The following is a 16,954-nucleotide window of genomic DNA, read 5'->3' on the forward strand; positions in this document are numbered from 1 at the left end:
GCCCTCATCCACCTGTCGATGTCGAGGCGCATGCTGGCGAGAATTACAGCATGAGTTATTTTTCAGACGGCTTCTTATCCCTTTGCAGCCAGTAGTAGAGGTATGTGTTTTCCAAGCACTTCGCCTTGCACCTCCAAGCCATGAAATGCTGACTCACTGCCATTGAGTCTCCCAAAATCGCGCTCTTACCGACCCCAGCATCCCGGGATAAAATCACAGTCCCCTTGGGGTGCAAAACGGCAGACGAGTTCTCCAAGCCAAGCTCACTAATCTCCTTCTCGGTTTCATGAATGAAGAGCCGATCGAGGCTACTGGAATCCGCAAGGGAGACCCACTTGACACCTCCATTCCAGTAGGACGGATTCCTTTTGCTAGGTGTGTGCCCACTGCCCCTTTCTGAGAGGCTATCTAGAAAACTCACCTCCCACTCCATCGGGATCCTGCCCAACGGCGAGTCCTTGAACTTATGGGTTTTCTCGGAGCGGAGGTTGCCGTGCTCATCGATGCCGTGGGTGAGGAGATCCTGCATCAGCCCGGTCTTGAGGCGCTGCTGCTTGGCGATCAGCGCCTCCGTCTGCTCAATGGCCCGGTCCACCGTCGAGAGGATCTCGGCGATCTTGGTTTGTTCGGGTTTGAGGGGCGTTGGGATCTCGACCGACTCAATCGCCGACACGGGCAGGCCATATCGTGTGGATCCGCTCGCCTGCAGCGAAAAATATCGAGCCACTTTTGACGTCGAACGCTGCTTGGCCAAATAGACCGAATCAAGTTCGTCGGCCTTTGGTCGAATGAGGGCGAGGTGGTAGCCGCATACCAAGCCGTCGACCTTTTCAGAGATCACGGCAGGAATCCCAATGTCGTCCGGAGTTTCGGAATCCTTAGTGATAACCACATCGCCAGCGACAAGACCGAAGCGCTCAATCTCTTCGGGTGTCGCGGTCGCGACCATGAAGTCAATCCGCCCGGTTACATACTCATTGGAATAGACATCCATGTAGTTGCAGAGCTTGACGGGCACCTCACTGGGGTAGGTCTTCTTGTCGACATTACTGGCTCGAACATCAGCAATTTGTCGAAGTTTCCGAATGGGCCAAGGCGCACTCATTTCAAATACCCCAGTCCGGTGAGAAACCCATTCAACGTCACGAGTGTCTCGGTTCGCTCCGCTTCCAAGACTCGACTGGAAACGGCGTATTTGTCCCACAGATTCTCGACCGCCCGGATCAGCTCCCGCTTGCCGGCATTGAGGTAGCGGTCGAGCTGGCCGGTCGCGAGGTCGTGGAGCTTTTTCAAGATGAGTGTCTTCGCTTCCTCGTCCGTGAGCTTGCCACCGATACCCGCGAACACCGCGTCGGTCTTGGCCAACCGTGCATCAAGGGAAGCCGCGTCTCGCTGCAGGGCGGCGAGCTTCTTCTTGTCCTCTTTCTTCGTCGGGTCGAGATCGGCCATCTGGTCCGCCACCTGTTGGAGAAGAGCCAAACTCTCCGCCTTGAAGTCGGCGTCCCCCACTCGCTTGAGCTGGAGCTTGAGATCAAGTTCATCGGCCAGAAGCTTGAGCTCGGCCTTGCCGTCCTTGATCCGCTTTTCGAGTGCGGTGATCGCCCGCTCCTGAGCTTGCAAAGCCTTCAGCTCCTTCTTCGCCGACTCACCGGTGCTGCCCTTGAGATCGTCGATGAGCTCCTTGAGTGCCTTCTTGATCACGGCAGCGGTGACGGTCTCGTCTTCCTCCGCCTCATAGGCGGCGGTTTCCTGGGCCGTCTCGACGGCCTCAGCCAGCTCACCCTGGAGTTCGCCGATCTTTCCCTCCAACGCATCGATGGCATCCGCCTCGGCCTGAAAGAAGGCGGCAATGAGGTAGGCGTCCGGGATGAGGGTGTGGTGCCAGCCGGTGGAAACGATGGTTTTCAGGTCGTAGCGGATCTGCTGCCACCAATTCACGAACACGCCGGCGCTCTGGAATTCATCGAGCACCCCGAGCGGGATGAGGCTGGCCTTCAGGCCGGCGAGCAACTCGTGGCGTACCTCCGGCATCTTTTTGCCGCTGCGCAGCAGAGCGAAGTCATCGCGGGCAACCTCCCACCACGCCTCCAGCGTCTCGCGATGACGGGTAAAGGTGAAGCGCAACGCGGGATCTGCCTCCAGCGTTGCCTTGATCGCCGGACGGCCGACGATGGCCGGCAGGAAGCCGAGGTAGCCCGGCCGATCATCAAGCCCCGCGAAGAGCAGGTGCGGAGAAATGCCGAACTTGCCGAAGTGGCCGTGGCAGGCCTCAACCTCGCTTTCCGGCACGCCGCCGATCAGGTGGGCCTGGACGTCCTCCGGCTCCGGGTCCGGCGTGTTGTCCACGTAGCGGCGGATGTTCAGGTTGAAATCGTGCTTTCCGACAATCTCCGACTTGGGCACCAGCCGGCTGTATTTCGGCAGGGTGAGCTTGTGGGTGAAGACGTGGTCGATCTTCTCGATGTCCTCGGGCCGGAGCTTGTTCTGGTTCTTGCCCTCGGCGAACTCGCGGTCGGCATTGATGAAGAGGATCTGCTCCTGCAGCGCGTCCGGCTTGTTCTTGTTCAGGACCAGCACACAGGCCGGGATACCGGTGCCGTAGAAGAGCCCCGGCGGCAGGCTGATGATGGCCTCGATCACGTCGTCCTCGACCAGCAGCTCGCGGATCAGCTTTTCCTTTCCGCCGCGGAATAGGACTCCGTGCGGCATCACGGTGGCCATGTGTCCATCGGCCTTGAGGCTGGCCAGCATGTGCTGGACGAACATGAGGTCGGCCTTCTTCCCGGTCTCCGGGCACCACTCGCGGAAGTGGGCGGGAAACTTCAGGGTGACCCGGCTGTAGTTCTGCGAGAACGGCGGATTCGCCAGCACGCGGTTGAACTTCTTCGGGCTGGCATTCTCCAGGATCAGCGGTTCCTCTAGCGTGTCCCCGTTCTCGATGGTGAAGCGGGTGATGTTGTGGAGGATCATGTTCATCACGCAGATCGACCACACGGTACCGTTGGCCTCCTGGCCGTAGAGGGCGAGGTCGTTCGCATTCTCGCCCTGCTCCTCGACATACTGGTGGCTCTGGATCAGGAAGCCGCCCGAACCGACAGTCGGGTCGTAAATCGTGTTCCCCGCCTCCGGCTTCACGATCTGCACCAGCAGCCGAACGACCTCGGCCGGCGTGTAGAACTCCCCGCCCTTCTTGCCCGCACTGTCGGCGAAGTACTTGATCAGGTACTCGTACGCCGCACCGAGCAGGTCCGGGAACTCGAAGTTGTCATTCACCAGCCGGAAGCCCGGCTGGCTGAAGTGGTCGAGCAGGTCCTTCCACTTATGATCGGGGATCTTGGTCTTCCCCTTCACCGCGTTGAAATCGATGTTGTTCTTCAGCACCCCGGCAAGCGCGTCGTTCTCATCCTCCACCGCAGCGATCGCCTTGTTGAGCATGCCACCGATGTCCTGCTTCAGGTCCTTCAGCGCCGGCACCTCGTCGCCGTTGTCGTCCGTCCACGACTCGTTCCACCGGGCCCGCGCCGGCACGAAGAAGGTCTCGCCGTAGGTCGCCTTGTCCTCCAACAGCTCCCGCAGCAGCGCCGACTGACTGGCAAGGTGCGCATAGTCGCGTTTGATCGCCTCGCGCTTCAGGTCGAACTCGTCCGACAAGCGCTTGAGGAACAGCATGCCGAAGATGAATTCCTTGAATTCCGAGGCATCCATCTTCCCCCGGAGGATGTCCGCGGACTTGAAGAGGAAGGATTCGAGCTGCGAGAGGGTGATCTTTTCGCGGGTCATGGAAGCACGGGAAGCCCCGCCCACCCAGAGGCGGCGGCAGCGCCCAAATCAGACAAATTAGACGTGCATTTGGCAACCATCTAGGTCCGCAAGTAAACTCTGCATCTGGTTCGGAGGTGTAAGCGGTCCACGACCGCTGGGATTACAATTAATTCGAGTGCGTCACGCATGCCGCCTCGTGTTTCCAGCTACGGAATAGCCTGAAGCTTGGCGACGTAGTAATTCCAATAGGTTCCGATGGTCCAGTTTATGAGGGATGACGCCGCGAGAACAAACCTCCATCCCTTGAGCGTCGAGAAGCGGGACGCTTCCCAACAAGCCAACGAATTCACACCAAGGAAACAGTGGTAGAGCTAAGTGGCAGGGTCCTAGCAGCTCATAAAAAACCGGTTAGTCCGCTTGGGTTGTGGGATTCTTACTGTAATGCCAGCTACTATCTCAGGATCGGGTGGTAACTTCCGCTTTGGCGCACGCGGCTCCAATCGAAATCCGGGCCCGGATCCGTCTTAGGAATATCCCTCTGGATGCCTCGGGATATTGCAGAATCTCCAGCGATTTCGTCATGACCTACGACGTGGGTGATTGGGTGTCTCCCGCAAATGTTCAAGAGCAGCGAGCGCAGGGATTCGTATTGCTCCGGAGTGTATCCCTTTCCCTTCTCCGGATCGGCAAGCCTAGGGTAGTTCGATGGATGCATGCCGATCAGCTCGATGCCAATGGAGAAGTCGTTCACCTTGGTGCGATCGTCCGGTGCGGGCATTTTGGAAACTCCGGCGTGCCACGCGGCCAAGCTTTCCGGGACCAACCGGAAGACTTGGCCTTCCCGATCAATCATATAGTGACAGGAGACACCCGAGCCCAGAAAGATGGCCCGGCAGAGTTCCGGAGAGAAGGCCTTCGCGTCACCATGCAGGGTTGCGGCCTGAGACGCCATTTCGGCTTTGATCTCCTCGTTGATTCCCGCTCCGGGCTCATCCCAGTTGATGGCACTGACATGATGGATCACCACCGTGTCGATCTTAACTTCCGAGGGACGAAGCGCGGAATAGGTCTCCGTTTTCCCCCCGAAGATCCGGCTCTCCGGCATCATCAGCCGGTCCGTGACCCCGGCAAGCCCGGGACTGATCGTCGCCGGCGGAGCGGCAGCCACCACGACGTGGCTTACGGTGGGCGAGATGATCGCGAGCTCCTGTTGGTTGATGTAGCTACCAAATGGCTTGATCTCGGCCGCGCTGGTCCAAGGGGAACGCATGGTCAAGTTGGTCGCCGAGAGGGAAGTTCGAGGGCTCCTGAACTCGTCTGCAGGCTGATTGTCATCAGCTTGAACCATGCGGCCTTCGCTGGTGTTGTTCAGGAATTCCGATTCTTGGATCTTCACATCAGTCCCCAGATCGACGGCGATCTCCGAGCCATGCGAAGCCCAAGTTGATTTCGGATTCGCCAAGTGGGCTAGCGCGCGGTTGTTGGTAAAAGTACCGCCCGCAATATCGACCGTCGTCCTGTAGCCGGACTCTGGATTCATCGGCCGGATGGTGCCTTGAAAACGGGGCGTGGAAGACAGGGCATAGATGGCTCCGCCTGCGTTTGAGGCGACATTGTTCTTGAAATGGCAGTCAACGATCGAACAGGAAGCCCAAAAGCCGGCATAGATCGCGCCTCCGCAACTGAAGCGGGCTAGGCTCTGGTTTCCGGTGAATTGGCAGCCACGGAAGTTGATCGAGTGCGAATCCTGCAGGAAAACCGCGCCACCGGGCGAAGCCGTCCGAATCGGCCGTTGGCTTACGGGCACCTGGGCACTACTATATTCAGAGTAGGCTAGGTTCCCCTCGAAGCGGCAGCTTACGAAATGCAGTTCATTGGATTTGTGGATATAGGCAGCCCCTCCGGCCTGAGAGAGGTTCCGGGTGAACAAGCAATTCTCCAACTGAACGCCCTGGGCTTCGGAAAATACCAACCCGCCACCGGCAGGCAGCCCCTTCGGATCGGGAGGATTCGGAGCAGAAAAGAAGCGACCGTCGCTTCCCGCTACCACGGCGAACGAGTCAACATTGAATGCAAGTGGGGTCCCCCGTCCGCAGGAGACCTCGGAGTAGTCGAGCTTGCTTCCCTTGACCCCCGGCCCGCGGAAGAGAATGCCACGCCACCCCTCGGCTGGCGCGGCAGCGGTAAAGACGATGTTTTTCCCGGGTTCAGCCCCACCCTTCGCTTTCAGCACCCCGTGCACCTCCAACCCAGTCCCCGGATCGAAGGAGAGATGTGCGCCCGGCTCGATTACGAGGGTTCCGCCTTGCTCCACGACGATGCGCCGGCGGACCGGGATCTCCGTCCCTGAGAGGGTGACCGTTTGATAGTGTCGAACCATCTCCGGAGCGTTGCGAGTCGTCACCCGGGCATTCAATCCCTCGTTAAAGACATGCCGGTTGTTGTCGCTCCAGCTCCTCTGGAACCGCGACCGGAAGCCACTGCTCCCCTGGGCGACACTTCCAAAGGTACCGCATTCGAGCATCCCAAGGGAGACCATGATTGCGCACACGCTGCCGCCGCTTGCGGTGGCAAGGTACTCTTTCCGGTGTTTGGCGGGATGTTGCGAGATGACCGAAACCCAATGTCCGATCTTCTTTTGCCAACGCGCCAATCCGGTATCAACGGTGGGTACCAAGGTTTGGATGCGCGAAGAACCGGAAACAGCGGCTCCACCAACCCCGCCATTGATTGCTGTGGTGATACTCAGAGGGGGGAGCGGAATGACTTCGGTGCTCTCAGCGTATCGTATCGGACGGAGCTTCTTGTGACTGAGAAGCCATTTCTCGATCTCGTCCGCTTCGATCGCTCCGCGGCGCATGGCGACGTCGGTCGAGCTGCGGTGAATGCCGACAAGCTTGTTGTTCCAGAACACGCCGCCTCCGCTCATTCCAGGCCTTACTTCATCGTCGCCAATGTAGTCAATCAGGCCGGGAGGAGAGTTCCCCTTTGCCTCAAAGTCCTCGGGCGCCGCAGGCTCGATCGGATAGCCTGAGATCCAATAGTGCGCTTTCCCGTGCTCGTCCTTCCTCCTTGCGGCCTCTTTGCCGGCAATCGTACCGGCGCCGCCGGGATATCCGATCACTTTCAAGGATTCGTCCATCTTTACCTGCGCCCAGCCCAAAGCCGAATCCTGCTTCTGGAAGCGTTCTTCAATGCTCGGTGCCTCGTCATCGATCTCCAAAAGGACCCAATCGTCCTGCGACGCCGCTTGCAAACTCTCCGGACGAGCACCCAAAGTTCCGCCGCAAGGTGACAAGCTGGATACCCGTGCCAATCGAGCGAAACTCTCGCTCAATGAGCCTGATCGACGCGAATCCTTTTCCGTCCGCAAATAGCCTTTGCCCGGTGGAAAGCAGACGATCTCCCGAAGCAGCGAGTCATCACTATCACGGCGCACCACATGGGCACAGGTAAGGATATATTTTTTGATTCGTCGGGGGGCATACGAATTTGACTCTCCGTCCAACTGCTCAAGCTCCACGACTACACCGCTGCCCATTTTCTCCGGGTCCGCCGGGGCCATGCCATTTTCGTTCCAAGGCCTGGCCTCGATATACCAAACCGCGCTCGCGGGATACTCAACGATCATACAGGGGGAGGTTTAATGAACTCAGGGGTCGCTTCTTGATCCGGGTCAACACCGCCAAGTGTGCCGGCGCACTCTACGATGTCGATGACTCCGGAGCCAGCATCTCCGAAGTCATACCGCCACTCCCCTTTCCTACCCCGCCCGGCATGAACATGCCCTCAGGGTGCGGAAGGCGACTCCAGAGAACCGCACCCAGTCCGAAAGACCGGGCGGCGCTCTGGAGGTAGGGGAGATCGAACATCAAGCGCTACTGGAGCCCATATATGAAACGGCCCTACAGTGCAATATCGGCGTTGCCGGAGATGAGGCGGATCGGCTGTCCCTCAGCTTGATTCAAGGGGTCGTAGCGGGTCAGGTCGCCGAAGCTGAGGCCGGTCTTTTCAGCCACTTGAGCCAGCGGAAGCTGGTAGGTGCGGAATTCGCCGAACACGAACTCAAGATCTCCCAGGTAGTCGGCTTGGCTGAGCAAGTAGCCGGTGGCACTGAGCTGGCCCGTGTGCGAGCTCACGATCACAACGACCTTCCAGTACTCCTCCGGAATCAGGGCCCCACGGTATTCCCGGTCCGTACCGGCCATTACCGGCCCGGTGAATACGGTGACCTTCAAGTCATGCGTTGTCGCATTGCCAAGGACGTAGTCCTCCAGGCTCAACCAGGTCCGCTGGTTGAGGCGGCTGTGTTGGGGCGTACAGTTCGTGAAGTAGAAGGTGTCCTCCTCGCCACGCTTGGCTTCTTCGCGGCTATCTCCCCACGCAGGGTCCAACCGTCGCACGAGGTGACCGCGGTCCAGCGGGTTGCGCCCGTAGAGATCCTCGCCGATCTGGAAGGCTTCGTCGATCCGCGCGTCGAAGAACCACTGGTCGTTGCCACGGGTGAAGTTGAACATCTTGCCACCATCGATATTGCAGGCCGTGAAGTAGGGCATGCGCCGGCGGGAATTCATGACGATCGAGAAGTGAGTGTACTTGAGCTCTCCTTCCTCCGATCCCGTGACGGGAGCGATGTCGACCGCGGCGGTGATCTCCGGCAGGGGAATCTCGAAGTCTGCCCCCAGGAAGACCGGGTCGTACCCCAAGGTCTCGACCTCTTCCGTAGGCTGGCGTTTGTCCGGAGCCGGTGCCACGGAAGGGATGCTGATGAGCCGGTTCGACCCGATCTCCGCGAGCCGTGCCTTCAGCCAACCGACGGAGACGGCGTAGTTGTTGACGCGGTAGTCTCCCGAGAAATGGAGGCCACAGGCTTTTCCAGTATTGAGATTGAAGACCACCGAGCCGGAGTTTCCCCCGAGCGTGGTGCAATCGTGCATCAGTCGTTTTCCATCGAAGTCCACGCCGCGGACCTTGCCAGGACTGAGCCGCTTCACCTTGTAGACGCCCCGGAAGATGTCCTGCATGGCGAAGGCATCGTTGCGCGGGTCCTCCGCCGGGTAGCCGATGACGGCAATGTCGGTATCGAACTCTGGATTCGCATCATCGAGCTCAACGGGTTCCGGCAATGACCCGCCGTTCGGGGCGAGGCGCACCATCGCCATGTCCGGACGGACGCCTCCCTTCTCCTCAAGATAGATGATTTCCGAAATTTGGGCGAAGGCGGTGTCGCTGCGCTGATACTCCCGCTTGAAGTCCACCCGGGCCTGGAGAACCTGCTGGTCCGGATCCCGGCGGAAGGAGAAGACATTGCCACTGCGCTCGGCGAATACCTCGGCCACGTGGCGATTGGTGATCATCACGCCTTCATCGATCATCCAGCCGGTGCCGACGTAGTTGCTGCGGTCCACGACTTCTACCCGCCCAACCTTTGGGATCAGCTTTTTGAGTGCGTCGGCCGACTTGTCGAGCCGCTTGCGGATAGAGGCAAGCTCGGGAGTTTGCCAAACACCATCCTGGATGATCAGCGGAGGACGGCCGGTCAGCAGGATGATCGCCTCGGTCTGGGTATAGGCGCCCTCGCTAAGCGCGGATTCGTCTCCGCCCAGCAGAACGTCGAGGGTCGATTCGGAGCCATCGGTGGCAGCCTCGGTCCGGGTTGCCATGTTACCGTGGGCGCTGCGGATCTCCTCCATCACTTCTTGATCGGCGAGGAGGTTCTTGAGTGGGGATTTGCTGTTCATCTTACAGTTGGGGATATGAGATTAGGGGGGGAGAATCTTGCGGGGGCGTTCATGGACCTCCATGGACTCCAAATGGATGCACGATGAATCGGTATTGCCGGTGCCGCCGGGACTCCGCAGTGACAACCGCCGTTCATCGGCGATGGCGGGATGTGATCCCAAGCGGAATTGAAGATGGCACCGTTGTCGGGAACCGGCATCGGGAACCTCTCTTCCCGATGCCTGATGGGGGCGGGCTGCTCGCCCAAGGCGAGAGGTCGCCTAGGAATTACTTGATCAGCTTGCTGATCTTGTCCGCCACCTTCGCGAAGTACTCGTCGGTGGGGTGGAACTCATCGTGCCAGCACTTGCCTTCGGTCGGGATGGTCTTCCGGTTGTCGACGAAGGACACCTTGAAGGAGGTGCCATCGGTGGCCTGGGCGATGCCGGACTTGATGGCGGACTGGATGTCATCGACGATGACCTTCATGATGGAGAACTGGAGGGTGCGGTCCCGGATGCCGAGCTCTTCCATCGGCTTGCCGAGCCAAGGACCGCGCTTGCTGTCCGGAATAGCGTAGGCGTAGCCGTGGCAAATCACGTGAATCGTTGGGCTCTCGCGGAAGATCAGCGTGAGGATGTCCTTGTAGAGCCGCGTGATGCGAGCTCGAAAAGCGGTGTAATTGTCGTTAAGGTATTGCGCCGGTTTCAGCTTTGGGTCGTACTTTTTCAGCAGGAGTCGAAGGCCCTGACCATCGACCAAGTCATTGCCGCCGCCGCTAAGCAGGAAATACTTTGGCTTCTCCGAGCGGATCGCTTCCACGAATTGAGGATTCGCCACCATGTTGCTGAGCACGTCACCCGCGGCGCTGAAACAACGAATGGCGAGATCCGGACGCTCACTGAGCTTGTCGATGACATCCCACAGGATCTTCGGATACTGGAACCAGGAGTCGCCCTCTGCGATCGCACGAATCAGATTGGGACCGCCTTTCTTGATCTTCTTCTCATATTCCACCTTGCGCAGCCAAGCAAAGAGCTTGTTGGCGGAATTCATCAAGAGCGCGGATTCCAAAGTCTCTTCCTCGGGAGGAACGATGACCTTCTCGGGATTGAGGATGAACTTCGGCTCGAGACTCTCCCCATCGGGAGGCAACTCGATGAAGTAGGTGCCCAGCTCCATGGTCGAGATATTACCTTCCAGCACTTCCTGCTGGAGTTCATCCATCGTGATAGGTCCTGACTTTTTCTTGGCTGCTTTTTTCATTGAGGAAGAGATTGGTGGTGGTGTTTTTCGGGCGACCCCAGGTGGGCGTGTCTTTTTCGGGCGAGTGGCGGGAGCAGGGGAAAGCTTGTCGTAGTACCACTTGTCGAATGACTTGCGGAGCATCTTGAAAACCTTCGAGTCCGCGCCCATCAGGACGCCGACGCCATCGATGAGTTCGGGGAGGCGTTGGAACTCATTCGCACGTCTTATGATCTCTTGGGCGGTCGCCTTCTGGTCCAGACCGTAGCCCAGCCTGGAAATGTCATCGTGGAGTACATGCCGCGCAATTGTGTCCAGCCACTCGGCCGGAGCATGGGAAATGAGCGAGGTCAGTTGCTTGAGAAAAACGCTGTCTATCCTAAGCACTTGCCGTGACTTTGTGGATCGCGTCGGGACCGAATTGCTCACCGAACGGGAAGGCGTGTACTCTTTGCGCAGGGCAGCATCAACCGATCTGCGGAAGAGATCCTGCAGGGCGATATAAAAGGGCTTGAGCGCTGAAGAGCGCCTCTGATGCAAACGTTCCTCGAATCTACTGCGGGCCATCCTTACCAGCTCCGCCTGGCGCCCCACAGCGGAGAGCAGCTCCCACTCCTTTCGGTCGATCATTTGCATCGACTGCATCATCTCCAGCACCTCGGCAGGCGGCACGGATGAAAGCACCTCATCCAGCAAAATTCCTGATGCCAATCGAAGAAACGAAGGCTCAGCAACTCCCAGTTCGGCCGCCAACTCGCGCAACAAGGAAGGACTGCCACTGAGCAGGGAATCCGGCACGGCGTGGGCTGCCTTGAGCAGGGTCTTGGGTGGGGCAAGGTAGGCCGATTGCTTCCTGCCACCCCTCATCGTGTTTAGCCGCTGTAGACGGCGCACACGGAGTTGAGCGCGCAGATGCATGAGCTTGTCATCCGTTTGACGACTGATGATCACTGCCTCTGCCACCGCTGTACGGGCCTCCTCAAATTCCCCGCGCCGCTCATGAATGAAGCCAACAAGAAGCGCGAGGTCCACCGCCATAGCCTTGGACTTATCGCGGCAGGCAGAAATTCCTTCCCAAGCGATTTCCAGCGCCCGATTGTCGTCGCCGGCGAAAAGATGAGCACGACTCTCCAGGGCAAAAAGCGGACTTCCCGGAAGACGCTCCTCACGCCGTGAAAGGACGTTGAGCGCCCCTTGCGGATTGTTCTCGATCAGGAGACGTTGGGACTCGATCGCCGTTTGCTGTTCCCAGTCGGCTTGGCTCACCTCGGCGGACTCTTCTGAGTTCAGAACAACGTTCAGCTTCTGTGCGAGCCAGAGCTTCTGCCGGGAACCCTCAGGCAATTCTTCAAGCACTGAGCGCAGGAGCTGCCCAGCCTCCGGAATCCAGCGGCCCTGCAGCTTCTCCACATCCTCGCTCAGGCGTAGTCGATGATAGATCTCTTCGGCCCGTGCGATGAAGCCTTCTTGCTTCGTCCACCAGACCACGGCCTCCTTGTGGACCCTGCGTGCCTTGGCGGATAGATGGTTGTTGCGCTCGCGCAACATTATCATGCGAATATCATGCCGGTAGCGGAACCCATCACCCACGTCGCTGCCTGGTTCCACCAGGGTGATCTCTCGGCGCAGGCGCGAGAAAAGTTTGGTTGCGACCTCCTCGCTCAATTCCTCCAAGCCGCACGGACCGGCCAGAACCTCGCGTATTACCGCAGGGCTGATCACACGCAGTTCCAAGCTGGGCAACATGATCTTCTCCAGCTTGCGATCATGAAGATGCGCCACGATGCGGCTCACCAGATACTTTTGGCGCGCTTCTTCCGCAATTGTCGAAAGCTTTGCGGCATTTTTGGCACCTTCGGCGACGAGAACGGGAGCGGCGAGTCTCAGCGTGAGAGGATTTCCCCCGAGAATGTTTGCCGCCTGGGGAATCAACTTGGCCTCGAGCTTGGAAGGTGCGTTGGAGACTCTCTCTTCCTGGCTAACAAGTCGTTCCAGGAGATCAGTGGCATTGGATTGCGGGAGTTCCTTCAAAACGAGCGCATTCAAAGGCGGATCGTCCTGAGCGAGAATAAAGAGCGAAGTGCCCGGTTCCGGTAGCTGCGATCCTTTCTGCTTGCTCGCCACCTCCAGTGTCGGCGGCAAAGCCCGGCCCGAAATCAAAACGCGGATCTTCGGCTGGATGTGGGTCAGCTGGCTAGCCATCGAAATCAAACGGTTGGCCACGGAGTCTCCAAGATACTGGGCTTCTTCAAACGTATCGATCCACAACAGCAGGCGCTGTGTGGACGACGCTAGGATCTGCGAACAGATATTCGCGAACTGCTCCCAAAGATCCGACTCGAAATCGTGCGGGGAAGACGACTCGAGGGAAACCCGATCCTGACGGATCTCCTGGCTTCCAGCCAAATTCACAAACTCCATCAGCCAGCTCGAATAGTTCGGATGAGACCTCATCAGCTGCTGGGCGGCCTGACGGAGCACGCTTGAAGGATTCTCGGGATTCACCATTGAGTGGTGCATGTCCACCCGGACCCAGAGATGGTCGGGCTGATGAATCGACGGCGGCTGGGCGAAAAGATCCACTGTCGGGAGTCGCTCCCACTGCAGCAGAGCCCGGGAGATCAGAGCGGACTTTCCCATCCCGCCGTAGCCGGCGATGAAGCACACCTCGGGAATTGTCGTCATTAGGTGCACTTGTATCCAGTCTATCTCATCCTGCCTGCCTACAAAGGTATCGCTGACAAGACGCCCTAGCAGCGCGCGATCGCGGCGGCTCTCGATCTCGGGCAAAATCGCGGATGGTGGCGGAAGAGGTCTCCCCGGCTCGGTGCCTTCCAACCATTCGGACACCGTTGCGAGCAGATTGAGCTCCGCGACGTCCATGCTTGAAAGGTCGAAGGTTTTCATCCGGATGGCGTGCTCAAGCACCTCTTGGATGGGGATGTCTGTCGCCTGCCCCGGATTGTGGGCGAGTGCTTCCTGCATCTTCGCCGCGGTCTGCAATTCACGCAGTGCCTGCTTGCGCGGACCGGGTGCCAAGCTCCACCTCAGATCCTCGTCTTCTTCAGCATAGGGATTCGGCAAGCTGTCTGCCTGAAGGAAGTGAGCGGCCTCTTCCTTCCGTAACGGCTTCTTCTCGCCAAATGCACGCAATTTCTCCGGATAGAAAGCTGCGAGTACTGCGGCGGCATGATGGAGCCGGGTACTGAGGCTTAACTCTTCAGCCACATTCGCTGAAGCAGAGCGTAAGCGATCAAGGCGAGCCGCGATCTCACCCTCGGCATAGGGAACCGGCCCGGATGAGCCGACGACTGACGCTGGCAAAGCCTCCAGCGCAGTCGAGGAGGAGCCTCTCGAAGAGCCTTTCTCGGACTGCATGAAGTCGACAGCCTCCCAGTATCTATCCCACCCTCCAGATGAATTGGGCACGCCGGAAAAATTGATACCCTGTTCAACAATGCTTGGGTCGCAAGCAAGTAAACCCATAGGAAGTGCCCAGCTGTTCTCCAAGGTTTGCCGTTGGATCCGCATGCCGATGACCTCGCCGCTGTCGACGTCCAAGATCACAGAACCGCCAAACGCACCGACTGTCGAAACATCGCATTTGAGCACGGCCACCTTGCGACCTCCACCGCCGAAGCTGTTGACTTCACCCAGCCCCAGAATCGTTCCAGGCCCGATTCGCTTCACACCAAAAACGCCACCAAAGGTCTGCATCTCCAGATCAAGATACAATGGTCCTTGTGCAGCCGACTTGCCGGGATATCCGATGATCGTGATCTCACGCCCTGAGAGCGACTCCGGTGTCGCGGTAGAAATTCTCAGCGGCTTGATCTCTGGCGGCAACGAATCAACCTCCAGCAATGCCAAATCAAATACAGGATGAATCATCCTGATCCCGGTAATCCGAAGCAATTGGCTTTGGATCGATATGTCATCACTGAAATCCACCCATGCCGAGCGGTCGGAAATGAATTCCGCGGGCCCTCCCTTGCTTGGCCTTCTTGCAAAGACCTCGGCAACTTGCCGTCCGGTCATCACCATCTTTTCACCGACCAAGAAGCCACTTCCGACCGTCATCGGTGCCCCTACGGATTCCGTTGATACTATTATACGCCCGACGGACGGGAGTGCCGATTCAACGTTCCGGCGGACTTCCCCATCATTGAAATGCGTCCACGGAGGCGGCAGATCATTGAAGCGCCCTCGGGAGACGATGGCAAGCGGCCGGAGTTCCCGCTCGGCGATGGCAAGCAAGAGCCATTCCTCCTGACTGGATAGCTGTTCAAATTCGTCGTTCTGGATCTTGCGGAGCGCTTCACCGTCACCTTTCCAAACGGAGTCATCCTCCCACGCCTCATGCTGATTAGGTGGAGCTGAACCGGTCGCCAATGAGGCTAGACCTTCCGATCCTACCGAAGCCGTTAGTCTCTCGCGCAGGGCGACCAAGCGTGTGATCCTTTCGGCACTGGCCGGATCGGAAAGGTTGGGAGAAGACGTCATCATGGCAGTGGCCTCAGAGAACACCGTTCTCCAGTATCAAGGTTGTTTGCTGCGTCACCGCTGCCATCCGTTCTGCGTTGAACGATCCGGTTGCACCACCGGTGATCATCAGCATGAGCATTGAGTGCTCCTGAAGGGACAAGGAGCGGTTCACACCAGCAGCGTAATCCGTTAGAAATTCAGCGACATGCTCGTGGGTGAGTGGCTGTAAGTGCTCCTCTAATACAAATGGCTTTGTCGGCAGATCCGCAGGGAAAGTGCTTCCGGCCAAGATCAAAATCAGGCCACACGATCCGGAGACCGCCTTCAACTCCTCGATTAGTGGTGCAATAAGTTGCTCATAAAGCACCGAATAAGCTCCATCGCCCGTATGAATTCCGTCGACCATCAGAATTGATCGGGGCGGGGGAATTGCTGGCGGAGCGGGAGGTGAGGTAGCGTCTATCAACCAATAAGCGAATTTCTGGCCGATTGTCTCTTCGGTTGCCTGATCCTCGAGCACGAGCTTCTCCATCCCGCTCACATCGAGCCTCAAGTCACGGGCAAGTCTCCTGCAGGCCATCGCAATAGTCTGCCCTGCAGATAGATTGAGCAATGCCATCGGCATTCCTTTTTCCGCAGCCACGTGCCGGACCAGATGAACGGACCAGCTCTTCCCGCTCGCGTTGGGCCCGGTGAGCGAAACGGCCCTGAACTCACTCGCAGGATCACTGATCTTTTGCAGTATTCCTCGGAAAGTGGTCCGGTTGATAAATGGGATCACCGATCCCCTGCCTGGCGATAACGACATGCACGGATTTGACGGTAGAGGCGACGGAGGCAGCACACCACCAACCGGTCCTCCACCATTCCAGGGCCAAAGCCTTACTGGATTGGCCTGGGACAAGCGCTCCCGGATAAGTTCGATGGAAATCGAATGACGGACCAGGATACCATCGCGTGATCCCCGGTGCAGTCCAAGCAAACAGCCGGTGACTTGACCGAACACTCCACCACCGCTCATCCCCGGTCGGGTTTCATCTGGTCCTTCGAGCTTGAGCATCCCCTTGTTCGGTGTCCGTGTTTGCCTGAAGCTTTCAGCGGAATGGGGAGCTACTACATGGTCCGGCCAAGCGGGCGAGTCCAAGTGACCTGCGCCTCCCGGATAGCCGATCACCTGCATGAAGAGATTCGGTTCGACGACAGACCAAAGCTTTACCGCAGGGTAGTCTTGAAACCCTCCGTCCCGGACTTCCAGGAGTGCCCAGTCATTGGTTTCCCGCCGCTGAGATTCAGGCACCGTACCAGCTCCGTGGGGAGAACTTGGATGAATGTCCGCAAACATCGCCTTCTGATGTTCGCCGGATTTCCGGCCACCTTCCGTCGTGAAGACGTATCCTTCATGGGGAGGAAAGCATAGGATCTCTCCAAACCTCATCCCCCAACCATCCTTGTCTCCCGCATCTGCCTTCTGCCGAACCACATGGCCGCACGTCAGCAAGTATTTCCTGACCTCTTTGGTTCCATCATCCCTGATCGATTCCAGCTCAACTGCCACGGCCGACCCCATAGAAGTGGAGTCGGAAGGCGCAAAGTCTGGGTCTTGAGAGCCGTTCTTTGTCGCGAACGGCCTGCACTCGATGTACCAAACCCAATCGCGCGCATCACTCATGGGTTCGGTCGCAGTAAAAGGCGGATGAATCGATGCCGCTCAAAACAGCGGTGCCGAAACCGCTAGAGCGAT

6 protein-coding genes are annotated in these 16,954 nt (G+C 58.4%); all 6 read right to left on the reverse strand.

The features are described 5' to 3' along the window. Positions 1–55: 55 nt before the first annotated feature. Positions 56–1,105: a restriction endonuclease subunit S gene (locus tag OKA04_RS19900; protein ID WP_264502966.1), complete on the reverse strand. Its 1,050-nt coding sequence runs from the start codon at positions 1,103–1,105 to the stop codon at positions 56–58. Continuing rightward, entirely contained in the window at positions 1,102–3,780 is a 2,679-nt protein-coding gene (locus OKA04_RS19905; protein ID WP_264502967.1) for a type I restriction-modification system subunit M, read from the reverse strand. Before OKA04_RS19905 ends, OKA04_RS19900 begins: the two co-directional genes overlap by 4 nt. A 433-nt stretch (positions 3,781–4,213) precedes the next feature. Continuing rightward, positions 4,214–7,393, reverse strand: coding sequence for an N-acetylmuramoyl-L-alanine amidase (locus OKA04_RS19910; RefSeq protein ID WP_264502968.1), 3,180 nt, complete (start codon positions 7,391–7,393; stop codon positions 4,214–4,216). 274 nt (positions 7,394–7,667) lie between these two features. After that, on the reverse strand, positions 7,668–9,503 hold the full coding sequence (locus tag OKA04_RS19915; RefSeq protein WP_264502969.1) for a DNA/RNA non-specific endonuclease: 1,836 nt from the start codon (positions 9,501–9,503) through the stop codon (positions 7,668–7,670). Between the two features lie 268 nt (positions 9,504–9,771). Continuing rightward, positions 9,772–15,234: a trypsin-like peptidase domain-containing protein gene (locus tag OKA04_RS19920; RefSeq protein ID WP_264502970.1), complete on the reverse strand. Its 5,463-nt coding sequence runs from the start codon at positions 15,232–15,234 to the stop codon at positions 9,772–9,774. 10 nt (positions 15,235–15,244) lie between these two features. After that, entirely contained in the window at positions 15,245–16,882 is a 1,638-nt protein-coding gene (locus OKA04_RS19925) for a trypsin-like peptidase domain-containing protein (RefSeq protein WP_264502971.1), read from the reverse strand. Between the last annotated feature and the right edge of the window lie 72 nt (positions 16,883–16,954).

The sequence above is a fragment of the Luteolibacter flavescens genome, from assembly GCF_025950085.1.
GTDB classification, from domain to species: domain Bacteria; phylum Verrucomicrobiota; class Verrucomicrobiia; order Verrucomicrobiales; family Akkermansiaceae; genus Haloferula; species Haloferula flavescens.

Coding starts and splice junctions, on each gene's coding strand:
- OKA04_RS19900 (WP_264502966.1), bottom strand. CDS start 1,105: ATGAGTGCGCCTTGGCCCATTCGGAAACTTCGACAAATTGCTGATGTT.
- OKA04_RS19905 (WP_264502967.1), bottom strand. CDS start 3,780: ATGACCCGCGAAAAGATCACCCTCTCGCAGCTCGAATCCTTCCTCTTC.
- OKA04_RS19910 (WP_264502968.1), bottom strand. CDS start 7,393: ATGATCGTTGAGTATCCCGCGAGCGCGGTTTGGTATATCGAGGCCAGG.
- OKA04_RS19915 (WP_264502969.1), bottom strand. CDS start 9,503: ATGAACAGCAAATCCCCACTCAAGAACCTCCTCGCCGATCAAGAAGTG.
- OKA04_RS19920 (WP_264502970.1), bottom strand. CDS start 15,234: ATGATGACGTCTTCTCCCAACCTTTCCGATCCGGCCAGTGCCGAAAGG.
- OKA04_RS19925 (WP_264502971.1), bottom strand. CDS start 16,882: ATGAGTGATGCGCGCGATTGGGTTTGGTACATCGAGTGCAGGCCGTTC.